This window comes from Pseudoduganella sp. LjRoot289 (assembly GCF_964252925.1).
Taxonomy (GTDB): domain Bacteria; phylum Pseudomonadota; class Gammaproteobacteria; order Burkholderiales; family Burkholderiaceae_D; genus Rugamonas.
This window is the reverse complement of the sequence record NZ_CAXUPN020000001.1, coordinates 4,796,183-4,814,624: the sequence shown is the minus strand read 5'-3', so window position 1 is coordinate 4,814,624 and position 18,442 is coordinate 4,796,183. Positions and strand designations below refer to the sequence as shown.

Here is an 18,442-nt window from a genome sequence, read left to right as displayed (position 1 = left end):
TCGTGTCAGGCGTGCAGGAAGTTAAGCGTTGGGGTGGGGAAGTTGACCAGGTTGGGGAAGGCCGTAGTGAGCTGGCCGGCCGGCACGCCGAGCCACTTCATCAGGGTTGCGCCCACCTGGTCGGTCGAAGTGGTGGGCACCATGCGGCCGTCGCCGTTGGCATCGCCGTCGTCCGGGCCGCCCAGGGTCAGCGTCGGCATGGTGCCGTAAGCCTGCGCGCCGGCCACCGGACCGCCCATCACGAACCAGTGGTTGCCCCAGGCGTGGTCGCTGCCGCCGCCGGAGGCCTGGCGCAGCGTGCGGCCGAAGTCCGACATCATGATGGTGGCCACGCCCTGGTCGACGCCGGAGGCCTGGTTGGCCGTGTCGAAGGCGGCCAGTGCGCGCGCGACGATGGCCAGTTGGGCATCCTGCGATGTCGCCGCGCTGCCGCGCTGGCCGCTGTGCGTGTCCAGGCCTCCCCACTGCACCAGGAACACCTGGCGCTTGTAGCCGTTTTTCTTGAACACCGGCAGCAGCGTGGCCAGCTTGCGCAGCATGCGTCCCAGGTCGTTGTCGTCGAAGTCCGCTTTGGGCGCCGGCGCGTTCAGGGCCGCCTGCGTAAACAAGGTCGACTCGGAGATGCTGCGGCCGAAGGTGCGCGCATACTCGGCCTCGTACTGGTTGGCGAACTGCCACTGCGCCATGCGGTTCAGGCCCTGGGTGGCAGCCGTTTGCGGCTGCGCCAGGTCGGCCGCGCCCCAGTAGCGCGAGTCCCAGGCGCTCAGGAACGACACCGGAGAGTTCCGGCCCAGCACCAGGGTGCGGTCGGTGTTCATGGTCACCGCGCTGAGCGCGTTGCGCAGCGAGGACGGCAGCAGTTCCAGCGAACGGCCGGCCCAGCCGCTGCCGTCGTTGTCGCCCAGCCAGCCTTGCTGCCACATCACCTGGTCGCTGTGGGAGAGCAGGAAGGAAGGCACTGCCACGCTGTGGTCGAGCACCTGGCGGGCGGTTGCCGGCTGCACCAGCGGGCCGGTGTTCAGGATCCAGGCCAGGCGGCCGCCGTTGTACAGCGGCGCGAGCGGCGCCAGCGCGGGGTTCAGGCCGAAGCTGTGGCCGGCGGTGGAGCCGGACAGCGCGGTCAGGCTGTCCTTGGGCAGGGCCAGCGCGGGGCGCGCGGCAGCGTAGTCGCTGTAGGCGCCGCTGGTCGGCACCAGGCTGTTCAGGCCGTCGTTGCCGCCGGTGAGGAAGAGGCATACCACGGCGCGGTAATCGTCGGCCGCGGCGCTGGCGCTGGTGCCCATCAGGCTGGCCCCGCCGAGCAGGCTGAGGGTGGGAACGGCGGCGCCCAGGCGCAGGAAATGTCGGCGGTCCATCAGCGTATGACTCCATAGTAAGGGGTGGCAAGCGCGTACTGCAGCAAGGTCATGGCGCGTTCGTTGGGCGTGGCGCCGTAGACGCTGGCGGCCAGTTCCTGCAGGTTCTGGCGCAGCGTTTGCGGCATGGCGCCACGGAAGTAGCGCTCGCTGACCAGATCGATGAAGGCGCGCGGCGACGCGGTCAGCGCCTTGCCGAACGGATCGGCCTGGCAGCCGGCGGCGCTCAGCCGGGAGGCGGTGCCCAGGCCGTAGCCGCCGATGCGGCCCGCCAGTTCTTCTGCGTTGAGCAGGCGCTGCTCCGGCGCCAGCAGGTTGCTGCCCGGTGCGCGGTCGGTCGGCAGGTAGAAGCTGAACACGCTGCTTTGGTTGAATGGCCCCTGGATGCTGGGCCTGGACACGCCGGCGATGGGATACTCCGGCGTGGCATCCCAGCGCAGCGGCGTGCTGCAAGCCATGCCGCGCAGCAGGCCGGTGTACCACAGCACCGGTTCGCGCATTTTTCCGAAGCTGAGCGAGTCGGCGCCCAGCGTGTCGCCCTTGCGCGCCTCGCCGTCGAGCAGCACGGCTTTGAGCACGGCCTGCATGTCGCCGGCCACGCCTTTGCCATTGTCGCGGAACACCGTGGCGACACGGCTGATGTAGGCGGGCGTGGGGTTGCTGGTCACCAGGTGCTGGATCAGGCGCAGGCTCACAAAGGGCGCGATGTTCTGGTGCGCCATCAGCACGGCGATGGCCGCCTCCATGTCCTGCCTGGTGTCCTGGCCTGCGGGGAGCGTGGTGCCCAGCAGGGTCTTCGCTTCGCGGTCATGCGCCGGCGCCCAGGTTTCAGGGATCAGGACGCCGTCGTAACTGGTGTAGTCGCCCTTGGGCGTGGACTTCGCCATCTGCCAGCCTGTCATGGCGCGCGTCATGGCCTCGACGTCCTGCTGGGTGTAGGTTTCCAGGGGCCGCTTGCTGGCGTCGCGCTGGGTGCTGCCGTCCTGGTTCAGCTTGACCACGCCCAGCGCGAACAGCTGCAGCAGTTCCCTCGAATAGTTTTCGTTCGGCGCGCACCAGGGGCATTCGTCGGACTTCGGCCGGTTCGACAGGTTGTCCAGATAAACGCCCATGGGCGGGCTGGTGCTGGTGGCGCGCAGCAATTCGCCGTAGTTGCCGAAGGCATGGTCGTTCAGCAGGTTTTGCCACAGCAGGGTCGCGTACTGCTGCACTTTGCCGTTGGAGACGACGATCCACTGCGACAGCGCCCACACCACGCGCTGGCGCAACTGGTCGGGACGCGCCAGCATCGCTTCCAGCGTCGCCTTTTCGAAATAGACATTGGCAGCGTCGGCCTCGGCACGCACCTGGTCGTTGAAGTGGGCGACGGGCGAGGCGTCGTGGGGCGTCACCGGCAGCGCGAACTGGGCGTCGATCCAGGCCTCGAAGCCGAGCTTCTCGATCTCGGCCACCAGCGCAGGCGTGGCGCCGAAGCTGACCTGGTCGGCGAAACGCGCCGCCGCGTAGTGGGTGACCGGCGCGCTGGCCTTGACGGACACCTGTCCCGTGCTGGCCAGCGTGGCAGGAGCGGCGCCGTTGCCGGCGTCGTGGTTGCTGCAGCTGGCCAGCAGCGGCAGCAGCAGTGTGGCGAGACGGTATCTCATTGTTTTCCTTGTGCGGATAGGCCGTCCGCACAGGATACTTGCCAATTAACAAAAAAACATCCTTCATTTGGAGGAAAGCGACGGGAGCGGGCGGCTGACCGCGGCGTTCGCTGGCGAATAATTGACGTGTCTGTGATGATTGGATAGTTTTGTTGCCGTACATTAACGTTACCATGGTGTCTTTCCCGGCCACCTCGCGTAGATCAATGCAACGACTTTTCCGTGTAAGCTGGCCGGCACTGCTGGCATTGTCCCTTGCGGCCTGCGCTGTGCAGCATGTGCCCGTGGCGTTGACGCGGCCTGCGGCAGCATTGCAGAGCGAGCCGCGCGCGCTGCTGCGGGAAACCGAGATCACCCTCGCCACCGGCTATCGGCGCACCTTGGCGGCGGGTAGCCGCTGGAAATACGCCGGCCGCATTCCGCAGGGCGAGGTGTACCGCCCGCACATGGACGTGTTCACGCTGGAAGGCTCGCATGTGCATGAAGCCTACCTGGTGCTGGATCGCGGACTCCTGGTTGGATTCTATCTACCGGCGGAGCAGGGCTATTCGGCCCTGCAGCCGGCCATTCCGTTCGCCCTACAATAAAAGGACAAGCATGAAATTTGCATCTCTGGCCATGGCCGCTATCGCCGTCACACTCACCGGCTGTGCCGCCACCGGCCCGAAATTCCAGGAAATGGAAGCATCGGTGCCGAAGCTGAGCGCGGAACAGGGCCGCGTCTACTTTTACCGCAACGCCAGCATGCTGGGCGGCGCACTGACGCCTGCCATCAAATTCGACGGCAGCGAAGTCGGCGAATCGAAGCAGGGCGGTTACTTCTTCGTGGACGCCGCCGCCGGAAACCACGAGGCGGCGACCAGCACCGAAGCGACCAACAAGGTCACCTTCGTGCTGGACAAGGGCGAAGTCAAATACGTCCGCACCTCGGTGTCGATGGGCATCATGGTTGGCCGCGTCGTGCCGGAACTGGTCGGCGCCGATGTGGCCAAGAAGGAATTGGCTGAACTCAGCTACACCGGCGTCGCGAAAGCCAAGTAAGCCTAGCTTTGCAGCCCGAACGGGTCATCGATGCTGTGGGCCGGCTCGGTGAACCATTTCGGGCCTGTTTCGGTCATGTAGAAATGGTCTTCGTGGCGCACGCCGAATTCGCCGGGGATGCAGATCATCGGCTCGTTCGAGAAGCACATGCCCGTCTCCAGCGGCGTGGTGTCGCCGCCCACCAGGTAGGGCCATTCATGGATGTCCAGGCCGATGCCGTGGCCGGTGCGGTGCGGCAGGCCGGGCAGCTTGTAGCCCGGTCCGTAGCCGTCCGCTTCCAGCGCGCGGCGCGCGGCGAAGTCCACTTCCTGGCACGGCACGCCCGGCTGCGCTGCCGCGAACGCGGCCGCCTGCGCCGCCTTTTCGCTGTTCCACACGCTGCGCTGGCGCGCGCTCGGCTCGCCGTACACATAGGTGCGCGTGATGTCCGAGATGTAGTTGTGCAGCTTGCAGCCGGTGTCGATCAGCACCGTGTCGCCCTGCTTCAGCGTCTGCACATAGCTCACGCCGTGCGGATAGGCGGTCGCCTCGCCGAACAGCACAATGACGAAGTAGGAGCCGGGCGCGCCGACCTTGCGGTGCGCGGCGGCGATGAACTGTTCCACCTCGACGGTGGTGATCCCTTCATGCAGCATGCTGGCGGTGGCCACGTGCACGGCCAGCGTCATGTCCTTGGCGCGCTGCATCAGCGCGATTTCGGCCGCGGACTTCCTGGTACGGCAGTGGGCCGTGACGATGCGCGCGTTTTCCAGCGCGTAGCCTTCGGCCAGCGGACGGATGCCGTCGTAGATGAAGAAGGCGGCGCTTTCGCAGATGCCTACGCGCGGCGCTTGCGCCGAATCGGCGGCGATGCCCATGCGGCCCAGCGTGTCGACGAACAGCTGGTAGGGGCTTTCATGTTCTTGCCAGCCATTGACCTTGCCTTCGACCAGCATGAAGTCGAGCAGCGTGCTTTCCTCGAAGGCGGGAGCGATGTATTCCAGCGCGCCCTGCGCGGGCAGGATGGCGCCCACCATGCGTTCGCTGGCGTGCCAGCGGGTGCCGGTGAAGTACAGCAGGTTGGCGCCCGCATTGATATAGATGGCGGCGATGCCCTGGTCGCGCATATAAGCTTGCGCCTTGGCGATGCGTTGCAGATGCTCGTCCTTGCCGATGGGGACTGCGCCCGCCGTCATGTCCGACAGGGTTGCCAGTGCCTGTTCCGCCGTTTTACCGCCTACGCCTATGCTCATGCGAGTTTCCTCCGAAAGTAGTGCCGGGATGATATCAGTTTCGCGCGGGTTTTCCACCTGCCGGCATGCCAGGCGGCGGCGCCGTGAACAAGTGTGCCGGATAGGTGAACAGCCAGTCGGCGTAACGCGGCTTGCGGTTCAGGCTCTTGTCTTCCTCGCGGAAGTTGCCCTGTCTGATGGGGCGCTGTTCGGACAAGGAATAGACGCCGACGATGCGGCCCTGCTGGCGCAGCAGCCCCCATTCGGCCTTGCCCGTGACCGGATCCGCGTACAGCCGGCGCAGGTGGCGCACGGCGCCGGGGTAGCGCGGGTCCTTCAGCAGTTCCTCCAGCGTGAGCGGGTACTGCGCGACGCCGCCCACGCCCTTCGCCTCGTGGTAGCGGCCCAGCGCCTGGCGGAACTCGTGGCCGATGAACAGCAGCTGCGCTTCCTTGTCGCGCCGTGCCGCCGTGGCGTAGGTTTCGGAGGCGATGGCCAGGCCCACGCCCATGAAGGAGACCAGCATCAGCGTCCAGATGTAGGCGAAGCCGCTTCGCCGGGTGAACCGGAGCCCGGAACTCATAGCTGCCCGAAGGGGATGCCGTCGCGCGTGCTGCCCCTCGCGCCGCTGCGGACGTCGGCCACGCCGGACTTTTCGCTGTCGCGCGGCGTCACCAGCTGCCAGGTGGCGGCCGATTCGGTGACCGGGTCGACCGGAATCTTGTTGAAATACTGGTGCGTCACCAGGTCCGCCAGCGTGCCGGGATACTCGCCCTTGTCGCCGTAGAATTTGTCGATGCTGATGCGCAGCACCTTCAGGTTCTCCTTCAGCGCCACCTCCTTCGATTTTTCCACCGAGCCGAAATAGCGCGGCAGCGCCACCGTCAGCAACAGGGAGATGATGGCCAGCACCACCAGCAGTTCGATCAGCGTGAAGCCGGTGCGTTTCGTTTTGATGTCCAAGCCGTTCACCATGCTTTCAGGGGGATGCCGTTCAGGCCCAGCTTGTCCGAGCGGGATGCGACGTCGAATACGTCGTCGCCTTCGGTGGGGTTGTCCGGCGCGGAGCTGTAGGCGCGCTTGTCCCACGTGGCTGCGGCGCCTGCCGCGCCGGCGGGCGCGAAGGGATCGCGCGGCAATTTGCGCAGGAAGTAGATGTTCTGCTTGCGCGGGCTGCGCTGGTCCGGCACCCCGTCCACCAGTTCCTCCAGTTTCTTGGGAAAGCCGGAATCGCCGATGTTCAGCTTGACGCTGCCGTTGTCCGCCGCGCGCTTGTAGGCGTCGATCGCCTCGCGGATCTCCACCAGCGCCGCGCGCAGCTGATGCTCGCGTTCGCGCTGCACCGTCACCTGCACCATGGGAACGGCCACCGCAGCCAGCGTGGCCATGATGGTCAGCGTGATCATCAGCTCGATGAAGGTGAACCCGCGCTGGGCTCCGTCCCGGTGGTGGCGCCGCATTCTATTGGCCCTTCTTCGGCGCATTGGGTACCGGACCCGCCGGCTCGGGCTTTGCCGCGCTGGAGGGCTGGGCGAAGGCGCCGCCCTGGTTGCCGTCGTCGCCGCCGGTCATGCCGGAGTTGCGGGGCGGCGGCGGTTCCGATGGCGGCAGCAAGGCGGGCGCCGCGTTGACACTGTAGCCGGTGCTGGCGCCGCCTTCGGCGCCGCCGCCGATACTGGCCATGGGACCGCGGCCGCCGATGCTGGACTCGGTGCCGGACAGGAATTCGGCCTCGCTCAGCTCCGGCCGGCGGATCGAACGCACCAGGCGCGGTGTGATCGACAGCACGATCTCGCTGCGCGAGCGGTCGTCCTTCTGGCTGCCGAACAGGCGGTTCAGCATGGGCAGTTCGCCGATGCCGGGCACCTTGTTGCCGGTGCTGCGGTCCTCGTCGCTGATCAGGCCGGCCAGCATCTGCGTTTCACCGTCGCGCAGGCGCAGCACGGTGGAGGCGCTGCGGGTACCGATCTGGTAGGCCTGGGTGCCGGACTTGCTGGTGATGTCCTTGACCACGTTGCTCACTTCCAGGTTGATCTTGATGGCCACCTCATCGTCCAGGTAGACGTTCGGTTCCACGTCCAGCTTCAAGCCGACGTCGATGTAATTCACGCTGTCCGAGCTGACGCCGTTGTTGGTGGTGACGGTGATGACGGGCACGCGGTCGCCGATCAGCACCTTGGCCTTGTCCTTGTTGCGCACCCGGATGCGCGGGTTGGCGAGGATATTGCTGTCGGTGTCGGACTTGAGCGCGTTGACGACCACCGAGCCGATTTCAAGGTTGGTGTTGCTGCTGTTGGCACGGTGCAGGTCGGCCAGCTTCAGCGCGCCCAGGCCGCCGGCGGCGCCGGCCAGTGTCAGCTTGGCCTGCTCGGGCCAGCGTATGCCCAGCTCCTGCAGGCGGGTGCGCTTCACTTCCAGCACTTCCACTTCCAGCACCACTTCAGGGTCGGCCACGTCCTGCACTGCGATGATGCGCTCGGCCATGCGTATCAGCTCCGGCGTGTCGCGCATGATGATGATGCCGACCCGTTCGTCGGTGACGATATCCCTGGCCTTGAGCAGCGTCTTCAGCGTGAACGCCACCTGCTTCACGTCCGCGTTGGCGAGGAAGAAGGTGCGCACCACCAGCTGCTGGTAGTCCTTCAGCTTCTGCGCCGTGGCGGGATAGATGGTGATGGAACGCTCGCCGGTGACGCTTTGCTCCAGCTGGTTGGAACTGAGCAGCATGGCGATGGCTTCCTCGATGCTGGCGTCGCGCACCGAGATGGTGGCGCGCAGCGCGGGATCGACTTCCTTGTCGAAGGCGAAGTTCAGGCCGGATACCTTGCCGATGAAGTCGAACACGGAACGCAGCGGCGCGTCGCGGAAGGCCAGCGTCACCGGCTTGCGGTAGGCCGCGGCGAGGCGCCCGGCGCCGCCCCTGGCGCGGGCCTGGTCGTCCGCTATGCGGTTCTTCAGGCGCGCGGCATCGCGATGGTTGGGGTGCTCCTGCAGCACGGGGCGCAGCAGCTCCATGGCCGAGGCAAGGTTGGCTTCGCCGCCGCGCTTGTGCAGCGTTTCGGCCTCGGCCACGGCCTGGCGGTAGCGGCGCTCCTGGTCCATGGCGGCCTGCCCCTGGCGCGCGGCGGCATTGTTCGGGTCTATGGCCAGCGCCTGCTGGTACAGCTTGTCTGCCTGGGCGAAGCCGGTGTCGCCGCCTTGCGCGCGCAGCGCGTCGGCGCGCGAGTTCAGGCTGTTCACCAGGCTGGCTTTGCGGCTCAGCAGGGTGATGCGGTATTGCGCGTTGTGGGGATCCTCGCGGCTGGCTTGTTCGAGCTTTGCCAGGCCCTGCTCGACCTGGCCGGCGTCGAGCAGGGCATTGCCTTCGGTATAGGTCTGGCTGCTTGCGCAGGCGGCAAGCAATACGCTCAGGGCCAGGATGTGCAGGCGTGTTGCGGCGGAGTGGTTCAATTCGTGTCCCCTACGGCTAAGGTTTGTTTCTGCTTGAGCGGCAGATAGGTGAAGGTCAGCGTGCCGTTGGCCGCTTCGTCGAGCTGATAGTTGTCGCCGACTTTTTCGCCGACGCGGGCGACAATGTTGTGTTCATCCATCTGCAGGAAATAGGCGGTCTTGCCGTCATCAATAAAGCGGCCGACGAACTGGAACGGCAGCGGCGGCAGGCCGCCCGTGCCTGCGGCCGCGCTGGCGCCGGTCTGCTGGTCCTGCTGGTCCTGCTGGTGCTGCTGCATGCGCGCGGCGGCGGGCTTCAGCGGTGAAGCTGTTTGCCAGCCCCCGCCGGCAAACAGCTTGCCGGGTTCTTCGTCCGCCACGCGGCGCTGGATCTGCAGTTCGGCGGGGATGGCTCTCGCGGCTTGTCCACCGGCCGCGTACTGCGGATCGGGGCCTGCCGCCTTGGCCGCAGCGACGGCTGCCGCGAGCGCCGCATGGTTGGACGCAGCGGTGGCGTCGTAGGCGGGGCGCACGGTGGCGGCTGCGGGCGAGACGATCACGCCTTCGTCGTCCGGCGCGAACCACGCCGCGAGCAGGGTGGCGGCAGCGGCTGCGACCAGTATCAGCTTCCTCATTTTGCGCCCTCCGCCTTGCGCACCAGCAGGATGAACTGGACGCGGGCTTCGATGGCGCCGCTGTCGATGCGTTCTCGCTTGAAGGCGACGCTGTCCAGTGTCAGCGTGGGCATGGCTTGCAGGGCGTCGAGCATGAAGGCTTGCACATTGGCGTATTCGGCTTTCACCGGCAGGTTGACCTGGTAGCGCAGGAAGCCGGCGCGCGGTTCCGGCTGGGCCTTGTATTCGGCTTTGGCCAGCGGCACCTGGTGCTTTGCCGCGAGCTCCACCAGCGTTTGCAGCTGTTCGGGGATGGAGGTGTGGGCGGGCAGGTAGTTGTAGAAGGCGCTCAGGCCGTCGGCGGCGGTCGGCACGGCGGCTTGCGGCAGGGCTGCCGCGCGGGTGGCCGTTTGCAGTTGCTGGCGCAGGACGGCTACGCGCTCGTGCAGCGTGCCGGTGTGCCATTGCGCGAGCAGGGCGGCGGCCAGCGTGGCAATGCCGGTGGCCGCGCCCGCGCCGGTCTTGCGCCACAGGCGTTTGCTCTCCCAGCCCAGGCGCGGGCCCAGGTTGGCGGGCAACGTGAGTTTCAGCGCCGCGCCGGATTTCATTGCCGCCATTGTGCCTCCAGCTGGAACCGGTATGGATGGCCGGCGTCGCCGCCGGCCATTTCGTGTTTGACGAGGTAGACGGAGCGGAACATCTGCTGCTGGTTCAGGAAGGCCAGATAGTTCAGCATGTCCTGCGCGGTTTCGGCTTCGGCCGCGATCTTCAGCGAGCCGGATGGGACGCTAGCGGTGCTAGCGCTTGCGCTTGCGCCAGCGGTGGCTGCTGCGGCGCCGCTTGCCGTTGCGGTAGTGCCGGCATTGGCGGCCGGGCCGGCCGCCGCAGCGATTCCGACTGCTGCGTTCGTGGCGTCCGGATCCAGCGCGGGCTGGCCGTTCAGATCCAGGCCGAGCAGGGCGACATGCATGTCGGCGGGTGCTTGCAGGGTCTTCAGCAGGCGGGCCACGGGCAGGTTGAGCTGGCGCACGGCTTCCGCCACGACCTTGGTTTGCTGGTCCTGGTCGCGCAGCTGGTTTTGCGTCAGCGCCGGCTGCGTCGCGCGGCGCGGCCGGACTTGCGCCAGCTGCGTCTCGATGCGCTGGACTTCGTTCCATTGCTGCAGCCATCGCGCGGCCGAGGGCAGGAGGGCGATCATGCCGGCAGCCAGCAGCGCCAGGCGCCAGCCGTTCAACGGCGGTGCGGCGCGGACGAAGGCGATGCGCGTGGCGCTCATGCCGCCTCCCGCTTGCTTGTGCCGCCGACTATGGACAGCGGCAGACCGCTGGCGGGCGCCGAGCCTTGCGCCGCATCGGCCAGCGTTTGCGCGGCGGCTTCGGTGCTGCCGGCGCTGCCGAAGGGCGAATCCGCCAGGCGGAACAGGCCGGGCAAGCGGCCTGCCACCGTGCCGCCGGACTGTCCGCTCAGGTCGACAACGGCGATATCGCCGATGGCGGCCAGTTCCGGCGCGCGCAGCGACCAGCGCTGCCAGGACTGCGGCAGTTCGGCGTGCCAGGCCGCGCCGCAGGGCTGCGACTGGATGGCGGTGATGCGACCGCCCGCCAGTGCTGCCAGCGTCATGCGGCCTTGCTCGATGATGGCGAAAGCGGCAGGTTTGCCCGTCAGCGATCGGCACACCGCGCTGACCGATGGTTCGATGGCGGCGCAGCGCGTGCCGTGTTCGGCGGCCAGCGTGTGCAGCGCGTCCAGCAATCCGGTTGCGATGCCGCATGCGACGCGCGGCTGGCCATAGGACGCGTCGTCGCTGCTGACGGTCCAGTTGCCCGCTGCGTCGCCGTAGACGGCCGACAGCTGCATATGCAGAAAGCGGCTGGCGCCAGGTTCCGCCAAGAGTGCGTCGCTCCACGGCGCCAGAACCAGTTGGCACCAGCGGCCCGAGAGGCTGATGGAGAGCGGTGTGCGCGCCGCCAGGGAATCGCGCAGCACTGCGCCGGCAGGCCTGTCATTCCCGCGCAAGGTGTAGCAGGGAATTCGCTGAGCGTCGCTCTGCGCCTGCGAAACGACCGGGACGGGGGAATCCATGCTTTGCCTAGGCTGATGCGGCGTATGGGTTCCCGCCTTCGCTGAGGTTTGGCGCTGGGCAATGACAGCGTTCGGTGCTTCGGGCTGCGCAAGGAATGCACGCAGGGCTGCGATGGCAGCTTGCCATTGGCCTGCCGGGTTTGCATAGACGACCCGCATCGCGCTGCCTTCGACGATGCGGCCGCCTTGCCGTACGACGGCCAGCAACTGTTGCGGCGCGAGGTGGACGTGCAGGGTGCGGCGTGCCGGCAGCAGCCCGGCCAGGCGTTCAATAAGTGACACGGTTCAGCTCCGTCAGCGTGGTTTCTCCCAGCCGCACCAGTTCCAGCGCGGCTTCCCGCGCCAGACGGAATCCGTTCTGCGCGGCTTCTTCTTTCATACGGCTGACCGGCGCGCGCGTGCAGATCATTTCGCGCATGGCATCGTTCAGTATCAGCACCTCGGCCACTGCCTTGCGGCCCTTGAAACCGGTGCCCCGGCAGTGGCCGCAGCCCGCGCCGGCCTTGAAACGCCAGCCGGCGACCGCCTGCGCCGTCAGGCCGCTGTCGCGCAGGTCTTGCGGATCGGCTTCCACTTCCACCGCGCAGTGCTCGCAGTTGAGCCGCAGCAGGCGCTGGGCGACGATGCCGTTCAGCGCCGCCGCGAAACTGTAGGGGTCCACACCCATGTGCAGGAAGCGGCCCACCACGTCGAACACGTTGTTGGCGTGCACCGTGGTGAAAACCAGGTGGCCCGTCAGCGAGGCCTGCACCGCGATCTGCGCCGTCTCGTCGTCGCGGATTTCGCCGATCAGGATCTTGTCCGGGTCGTGGCGCAGGATGGAGCGCAGGCCGCGCGCGAAGGTCAGGCCCTTTTTTTCGTTGACCGGAATCTGCAGCACGCGCGGCAGCCGGTATTCCACCGGGTCTTCGATGGTGACGATCTTGTCGCGCCCCGTGTTGATCTCGGTGACGGCGGCGTACAGCGTGGTGGTCTTGCCGGAGCCGGTCGGCCCGGTCACCAGCAGCATGCCGTGCGGCTTGGCTGCCAGGCGGCGGATCTGCACGATGGCGTCCGCGTTCAGGCCCAGGCTCTCGAGCCGCAGCGCGGTGGCCGCGGCGGTCAGCGCGCGCCGGTCCAGCAGGCGCAGCACCGCGTCCTCGCCGAAGATGTTGGGCATGATGGAGACGCGGAAGTCGATCTCGCTGCCTTTTACGCGCACCTTGAAGCGGCCGTCCTGCGGCACGCGGCGCTCGGCGATGTCCAGGTCCGCCAGCACCTTGATGCGCGAGATGATCTGCTCGGCCATCTGCAGCCCCTGCACCTGGCCCGCCTGCACCAGCACGCCGTCCACCCGGTACTTGATGACCAGGCTGGCCACGTCGCATTCCAGGTGGATGTCGCTGGCCTGGAATTTCAGCGCGTCGTAAATGGTGGAGTTCACCAGCTTGACCACCGGGCTGCTGTCTTCGCTGATGCGTATCAGCGAGATGTCCTCGATGGTCTGGTCCAGGCTGGTGTCCTCGCCCGCCTCCGATCCCATGTCCGCCATGGCCTGCTGCACGGATTCCTGCTGCGCGAGGTAGGCCGTCATGTCGTCGGGATGCGCCAGCGCCACGCTGAAGGGCGTGCCGGCGGTATAGTCGGCCCATTGCTGCACGTCGTCGGCCAAGGGGTTGACGATCACCAGGACCGGCATGCCAGCCTCGCCTGCCGCGTTTTGCATCAGCACACAGTCGCGCTGCGCGCAGTCGGTGTAGGGCAGCAGGGCGTAGGCCGGCGTGGCGGCCTGCAGCATGGCCATGGTCCATGCCGGATAGCAGAACAGGGCGGCCAGCTGGCGCGTGAATTCCTCCGGCGCGAGCTGCGCCATTTCCTCCAGTACCGCCAGTTGCGGGCGGCCCTGGTTTTGCGCGGCGGCGCCGGCGCTGAGCAGCAGGCCGGGCGTGACGACGGCTGCGGGAGGGGCAAGTGGAGACGGTGCGCGTGCGTTCAAGAAAGACTCCCTGCGAGTTCGAATATCGGCATATACATCAGCACCACGACGCCGCCGATGACGACACCGATCAGCGTCATCAGCAAGGGCTCCAGCATGCGCGAGGCCCAGTCCACCCAGCGGGCGAATTCTTCGTCGTGGAACTTGGCGGAGCGCTCCAGCATGTCGCCCAGGCGGCCGGTGTTCTCGCCCACCTTGAGCAGCGACTGCGCCACCGGCGTGGCCAGGCCTTGCTGCTCCAGCGCCGCGGAGAAGGGCTGGCCTTCCTCCACGGCGCGGCGCGCCAGGGCCAGCGCGTGGCGCTGTTCGGGCAGCAGCATGGCCGACACCATGGCCAGCGCCTTGGCCAGCGGTATGCCGGCGTGCAGCAGCAGGCTGAGGGCGCGGTAGAAGCGCGCCAGGCGGAATTCGGCGGCCTTCGCGGCCAGCAGCGGCAGGCGCAGCACCTGCAGCACCAGCGCGCCGCGCACGGCGGCGTTGCAGGCGGCGAACACGGCGCCGCCGGCCACGCCGAGCAGCACGCCCAGGCACAGCCAGGGATGGGCGGCCAGCTGGCGGCCGAAGGCCAGCAGCATTTGCGACATCCACGGGATCTCGCGGCCGGAACTTTCATACACCACGCTGAACTTGGGCACCACGTAACCGAGCAGGAACAGCGTGACCAGCGTGCCCACGCACAGCAGCATCACCGGGTAGATGGCGGCCGACACCAGCTTCTTGCGGATCGCGTCGAACTGCAGCTGGTAGGCGACGTAGCGCGCCAGCGCCTCGGGCAGGTAGCCGGAGCGCTCCGCCGCGTGCACGGTGGAGATATAGATGTCGGGGAAGATGGCCGGAAATTCGGCCAGGCTTTCGGAAAAGCTTTTGCCTTGCTGGAGCGCGAGCCGGATGCCGGCCAGGGTGGCCTTGGCGGCGCCGCGCGCTTCCTTGTTGTGCAAGGTGGCGATGGCTTCGCTCAGGTTGAGACCCGCTTCGAGCAGGGCCAGCAGCTCCTGGCTGAACTGCAGCAGGGGGAAGGGCTGGCTGCGGGCGCCGGCGCGCGCGCCCGCCGCCGGCGGGGCGGCGGCGCTGTCTATGGCCAGCACGCGCCAGCCGTGGCGCAGCGCCAGCCGCAGCGCCTCGGCTTCGCTGGCTGCTTCGATCGCTATGGTTTGCCGTGGCGGCGCGCCCGCGCCGCCTTGAACCTGTATCTGGTACTGCATTAGCTTCGCATTCGGTATGGCGTTCTGGTCGGTGGTGCAAACTGCAGTGGACGGCGGATGCGGATAGTGCGTCCGGAAACGCAGCCGCCGTTTTTCTACTATGCTAAAGCGGCTTACTGGGTGATCAGGCTGACCTTGTCAAGCACGAACGAGGTCTGGGCCGATGAATCTTCCGTCATCGCGAACGACACCGTCACCGTCTGGCCTTTGTACGGCAGCAGGCTGAAGGTACGGGTCTGGTAGCCGGTGGCCTTGTTCAGGTTGGAGTAGGTGGCCAGCGTGCCGAGCACCGTACCGCTGCTGTTCTTGACCGTCACCACCAGCTTGTCGTAGATGGTGCTGGTCGTGGTTTCAGCGGTGTCGATATGCAGCGCGAAGGTCAGCGAGGCGGCGGTGGCGGTCGACGGGATCACCATGGCCTGGGTCAGCGTCTCGGTCGCGGTGGAGCCGTTGCCGCCCAGCCAGGCGAACTTCGTGCCTTCGAAGGCGGTCTGGCCGCTGAAGGAGCCGATCACGCCGGTGCTGCCGCTCCAGCCGGTGATGCCGGACTCGAAGCCGCCGTTGGTGGCGCGCTCAACGCCGCTCACCGTCGAGACGGTCAGGGTGGCGTTGCCCGAGGTGGCCGTTTTGACCGGCGACGACGAGTCGGTGACGACGGCGTTGAACACGGCGCCGCTGTCGCTGCTTTGCGCGGTCAGCGAGTAGGTGGCCGAGGTGGCGCCGGAGATCAGCGCGCCGTTGCGGTACCACTTGTAGCTGTACGGCGCGGTGCCGCCGCTGGCCGCGACGGAGAACGAAGCGGTCGCGCCGGGGGCGACGGTGACGCTGGCCGGCTGGGTGCCGATGACGACGCCGCCGGCGCCGGCCGCTTCATCGACGTCGAGGCCGACGTTGATGGCCGCGTAGGCGCGCTTGACGGCGGTGGCCTCGGCGCTGCCCACGCCGTACAGTTCCTCGGCCGCCAGCAGCACCTTGTTGCGCGCGTCGGCGTAGTTGGTCGACGAGGTGAACTTGGTGGTGGCCGCCTTGAACCAGATGCGGTAGGCCTTGTCGTTGCCGATGCCGGTCATGGCCAGCGGCTGCTTGTTCAGGTAGGAGCTGTAGGCGTCGCTGGCGGTGCTCGAGTTCGAACCCTGCGCCAGGAAGTAGAACATGCGGTTGTTGGGGCCGCTGCTGTAGTGCACGTTCAGGTTCTTGATGGTGCTGCTCCACGCGTTCGGGCTCTGGCCGTCCTTGCTCGGCTTGATCATCCAGCGCAGCGGCTGGCCGGTCTTGGAGATCTCGGTGCCCATCTGCCAGTCGTTGCCGCTGTTCGGGATCGCGGTGCCGGTGCCGCCCGCGCGCGCGTAGGCTTCCACCATCTCGCCGCCGATGTCCGAGTTGGACTCGTTCAGGCCGCCGGATTCGCCGGCGTAGACCAGGTCGGAGGTGGCGTCGATCACGCCGTGCGACATTTCGTGGCCGATCACGTCGATCGAACCCAGGCTCTTGAACGAGCTGCCGTCGCCGATGTACATGCACTTGCAGTTCGGGTCGAAGAAGGCGTTGTCGTAGTTGTTGTCGACGTGGACCGCGATGTAGGTGGCGGTGTTGTTGCCGTCCAGCGACTGCCAGCCCAGCACGTTCTTCATCGCGTCGTAGGTGTTCATCAAGCCCCACAGCGCGTTGACGGCGGCGGTCTGGCCGTTGGCGCTGGTGGTGCTGCCGCCGCTGATGTATTGCTGGCCGTCGCCCCAGGTGTTGCTGCTGTTGGTGTAGATGCTGCCTGCGGTCGGGTTCGATTCCGGCGCGTGGTTGGCGTTGGTGATGGCCATGCCGCCGAAGGTGCCGCCCACGCCGCGCGTGGCGTCCTTCATCGAGTACGTGCTGCCCGACAGCGTGGTGCTGATCGGCACCTGGCCGTTGTACTGGCTGTTGCCGGTGCCGACCACGGTCTGCAGGGTTTCCCACTGCGAGATGATGGCGCCGGTCCTGGCGTTGACCATGGTGTCGTGGTAGACCAGTTTTTTGCGGCTGTCGGCCATGCGGGTCTTGACCAGGTAGGCCAGCTCGTAGCGGTCCACCACTTCTTCCAGGTCCATCGCGTTCAGGGCCGATTCGGCCTTGTTCAGGGCCGAAGCCACGCGCACCGACTTCATGACCGGGTAGATCAGCAGCTCGGCTTGCGGCGCCCAGCGGTGCACGCCGCCCGGCGCGACCGACTTGACGGCGGCGGCGATGGCGTCGGCGCTGCTCAGCGCCGGCGTCAGGTCCGGCGCGCCGGTGCGTGCGCCGTTGGCGGCAACGCCGCGCGCAGCGTTCAGGCCGGCGCGGCGGTCGGACACGGATTCGCTGACGATGTTGTCGGCGGCGTCGGTGACGACCACGGACTCGGAACCGAACACGCGCAGGCCGTTAAAGGTGTGCTTGGCGCGGGTGATCTTGGTGCCGGCCGCGCCCGGGTGCTGGGCGCCCATGGCGAAGCCGTGCTGCTGGCCGAGGCCGGCCGAGCTGGGGCGTGCTGCCAATTTGGCGGCCAGCCCGGCGTTCTCTTGTGGAGAGGCCTGGGCGACCGGGGCGGCCATCATGTGGGGGCCGGCAGCTTGTGCATGGGCGATCAGCATCATCGGCAGGGCAGCGATGGATGCGGCAAGCATTTTCTTACGTAAATTCATCTCTTCTCCAAAGGTTTCGTTCGCAGTGGTGGTCCTGGCCGGGGCTTTTGGCTGAGCCAGATGGGCGACACTATTCCTGCCGGCGGCGGCAAGTCAAAAAACTTGGGAAATGAGTCGGGACGGGGAATTTTGTTAAATATGAGACAAAGTTGCCTTTGCCTCGGGCGGCGCCAGCTACAGAAATGCTAGCAACGGCGCACACCAGGAGGGTTTCATCGCGATACTGTATGTAACACGCAACGTAATAGACTTAACACTCTAATTTCGTCACGAACGCGACACATTGCCTGTTTCTTCAGCGCGTGCGGGTTGCAATTTCTTAATGTTGCGATCTACACTAGGTGCATAAAAGCGCAGGGCACGACCCATAAAAAACCGCGCACCGGGAACCACAGGGAGCAGAGAATATGACCATACGCAAAGCGCCACCCCAGCCCTCATAGGGCCACGCCGCCGCCCCCAGCACATCCGTACTCCGCTCGCCGCGACCCGGCTCCAGCGGTGCCATCGTGCGCCTTAGCCCATCCGTGGCCAGGTGCGCAGGGACAGCTTTTTTCCTTGTTTACTATGCTCTCGATATCTACCAAAGTTGAGCGGATCGTCATGGAGTCGCCCTTCCTTACAGAAGGACTGGGGCGCGGCTTGATCAACTTGTCCGAACTCGCGCGGCAACTGCAGCCGCAACTCGAAACAGACCTGTGGAAGCCGGTGGGGCAGGCCGCCGTGGTGATGGCGCTGCGGCGCGTGGCGGAGCGGCTGCCGCAGCAGGAGGCGGCCGCGCACGGCGAGCTGTCGCTGGCGCGCAAGACCGGCGAGCTGACCACCCGCACCGACCTGACGATGTGCACCTTCCGTTATTCGGAGCACACCTACGAGTGCCACCGCCAGCTGCTGGCCAAGGCGGCGCCGCAGCGCGGCGCCTTCGTCTCGGTCACGCGCGGCATCAACGAGGTGATGGTGATCTGCAGCCGCCCGCTCACGTGCGTGGTGGACGAGATCTTCGCCACCGAGCGCCAGCTGGCGCGGCTCGAAAGCCTGAACGCGGTCACGCTGCACCTGGACCCGGAGACCTTCAACATGCCGGGCATCTACCACGGCATCCTGAAGAAGCTGGCCTGGGACAAGATCAACCTGGTGAACATGATCAGCACCCACACCGAGCTGACGGTGCTGCTCGAGCCGCGCCAGACCGGCGCGGCCATCGCGGTGCTGTCGCGCCTGGTGGCGCAGTAGGGC

The 18,442-nt window shown here is 66.9% G+C and carries 17 protein-coding genes; 3 read left to right on the top strand and 14 right to left on the bottom strand.

Annotated features, from left to right (window positions below):
- Positions 1 to 5: 5 nt before the first annotated feature.
- Both ACSQ8Y_RS20580 and ACSQ8Y_RS20575 read right to left on the bottom strand, forming a co-directional pair.
- A complete protein-coding gene (locus ACSQ8Y_RS20580; protein ID WP_436268288.1) occupies positions 6 to 1,355 on the bottom strand; it encodes a DUF1501 domain-containing protein in 1,350 nt (449 codons plus the stop codon).
- A complete protein-coding gene (locus ACSQ8Y_RS20575; protein WP_436268287.1) occupies positions 1,355 to 2,998 on the bottom strand; it encodes a DUF1800 domain-containing protein in 1,644 nt (547 codons plus the stop codon). Before ACSQ8Y_RS20575 ends, ACSQ8Y_RS20580 begins: the two co-directional genes overlap by 1 nt.
- Positions 2,999 to 3,204: 206 nt before the next feature.
- Between ACSQ8Y_RS20575 and ACSQ8Y_RS20570 the strand changes: the two genes are divergently transcribed.
- Positions 3,205 to 3,585 (top strand): hypothetical protein, encoded by a 381-nt coding sequence (locus ACSQ8Y_RS20570; RefSeq protein ID WP_436268286.1) that lies wholly within the window; start codon positions 3,205 to 3,207, stop codon positions 3,583 to 3,585.
- 10 nt (positions 3,586 to 3,595) lie between these two features.
- Positions 3,596 to 4,039, top strand: coding sequence for a DUF2846 domain-containing protein (locus ACSQ8Y_RS20565; RefSeq protein WP_436268285.1), 444 nt, complete (start codon positions 3,596 to 3,598; stop codon positions 4,037 to 4,039).
- A 2-nt stretch (positions 4,040 to 4,041) separates the two neighbouring features.
- Here the strand turns inward: ACSQ8Y_RS20565 and ACSQ8Y_RS20560 are convergent, their stop codons facing one another.
- The 12 genes from ACSQ8Y_RS20560 to ACSQ8Y_RS20505 form a co-directional block, all read right to left on the bottom strand.
- Positions 4,042 to 5,271, bottom strand: a complete 1,230-nt coding sequence (locus tag ACSQ8Y_RS20560) for a M24 family metallopeptidase (RefSeq protein WP_436268284.1) — start codon at positions 5,269 to 5,271, stop codon at positions 4,042 to 4,044.
- A gap of 34 nt (positions 5,272 to 5,305) precedes the next feature.
- Positions 5,306 to 5,833: a type II secretion system protein gene (locus ACSQ8Y_RS20555; protein WP_436268283.1), complete on the bottom strand. Its 528-nt coding sequence runs from the start codon at positions 5,831 to 5,833 to the stop codon at positions 5,306 to 5,308.
- On the bottom strand, positions 5,830 to 6,225 hold the full coding sequence (locus ACSQ8Y_RS20550) for a type IV pilin protein (RefSeq protein ID WP_436268282.1): 396 nt from the start codon (positions 6,223 to 6,225) through the stop codon (positions 5,830 to 5,832). The genes ACSQ8Y_RS20555 and ACSQ8Y_RS20550 overlap by 4 nt, the downstream gene beginning before the upstream one ends.
- Positions 6,219 to 6,710, bottom strand: coding sequence for a type II secretion system protein (locus ACSQ8Y_RS20545; protein ID WP_436268281.1), 492 nt, complete (start codon positions 6,708 to 6,710; stop codon positions 6,219 to 6,221). Before ACSQ8Y_RS20545 ends, ACSQ8Y_RS20550 begins: the two co-directional genes overlap by 7 nt.
- A gap of 1 nt (position 6,711) precedes the next feature.
- Positions 6,712 to 8,700: a secretin and TonB N-terminal domain-containing protein gene (locus tag ACSQ8Y_RS20540; RefSeq protein WP_436268280.1), complete on the bottom strand. Its 1,989-nt coding sequence runs from the start codon at positions 8,698 to 8,700 to the stop codon at positions 6,712 to 6,714.
- Positions 8,697 to 9,314, bottom strand: coding sequence for a hypothetical protein (locus ACSQ8Y_RS20535; protein ID WP_436268279.1), 618 nt, complete (start codon positions 9,312 to 9,314; stop codon positions 8,697 to 8,699). The genes ACSQ8Y_RS20540 and ACSQ8Y_RS20535 overlap by 4 nt, the downstream gene beginning before the upstream one ends.
- Positions 9,311 to 9,910 (bottom strand): hypothetical protein, encoded by a 600-nt coding sequence (locus tag ACSQ8Y_RS20530; RefSeq protein WP_436268278.1) that lies wholly within the window; start codon positions 9,908 to 9,910, stop codon positions 9,311 to 9,313. Before ACSQ8Y_RS20530 ends, ACSQ8Y_RS20535 begins: the two co-directional genes overlap by 4 nt.
- A complete protein-coding gene (locus tag ACSQ8Y_RS20525) occupies positions 9,898 to 10,569 on the bottom strand; it encodes a hypothetical protein (RefSeq protein ID WP_436268277.1) in 672 nt (223 codons plus the stop codon). The genes ACSQ8Y_RS20530 and ACSQ8Y_RS20525 overlap by 13 nt, the downstream gene beginning before the upstream one ends.
- Positions 10,566 to 11,657 (bottom strand): hypothetical protein, encoded by a 1,092-nt coding sequence (locus tag ACSQ8Y_RS20520; protein WP_436268276.1) that lies wholly within the window; start codon positions 11,655 to 11,657, stop codon positions 10,566 to 10,568. Before ACSQ8Y_RS20520 ends, ACSQ8Y_RS20525 begins: the two co-directional genes overlap by 4 nt.
- On the bottom strand, positions 11,644 to 13,350 hold the full coding sequence (locus ACSQ8Y_RS20515; protein ID WP_436268275.1) for a GspE/PulE family protein: 1,707 nt from the start codon (positions 13,348 to 13,350) through the stop codon (positions 11,644 to 11,646). The genes ACSQ8Y_RS20520 and ACSQ8Y_RS20515 overlap by 14 nt, the downstream gene beginning before the upstream one ends.
- Positions 13,347 to 14,552 (bottom strand): type II secretion system F family protein, encoded by a 1,206-nt coding sequence (locus ACSQ8Y_RS20510; protein WP_436268274.1) that lies wholly within the window; start codon positions 14,550 to 14,552, stop codon positions 13,347 to 13,349. Before ACSQ8Y_RS20510 ends, ACSQ8Y_RS20515 begins: the two co-directional genes overlap by 4 nt.
- Positions 14,553 to 14,665: 113 nt before the next feature.
- Entirely contained in the window at positions 14,666 to 17,206 is a 2,541-nt protein-coding gene (locus tag ACSQ8Y_RS20505; protein ID WP_436268273.1) for a M4 family metallopeptidase, read from the bottom strand.
- A 642-nt stretch (positions 17,207 to 17,848) separates the two neighbouring features.
- On the opposite strand from ACSQ8Y_RS20505, the gene ACSQ8Y_RS20500 reads away from it, so the two are divergent.
- Positions 17,849 to 18,439, top strand: a complete 591-nt coding sequence (locus ACSQ8Y_RS20500; protein WP_436268272.1) for a hypothetical protein — start codon at positions 17,849 to 17,851, stop codon at positions 18,437 to 18,439.
- The last annotated feature ends 3 nt before the right edge of the window (positions 18,440 to 18,442 follow it).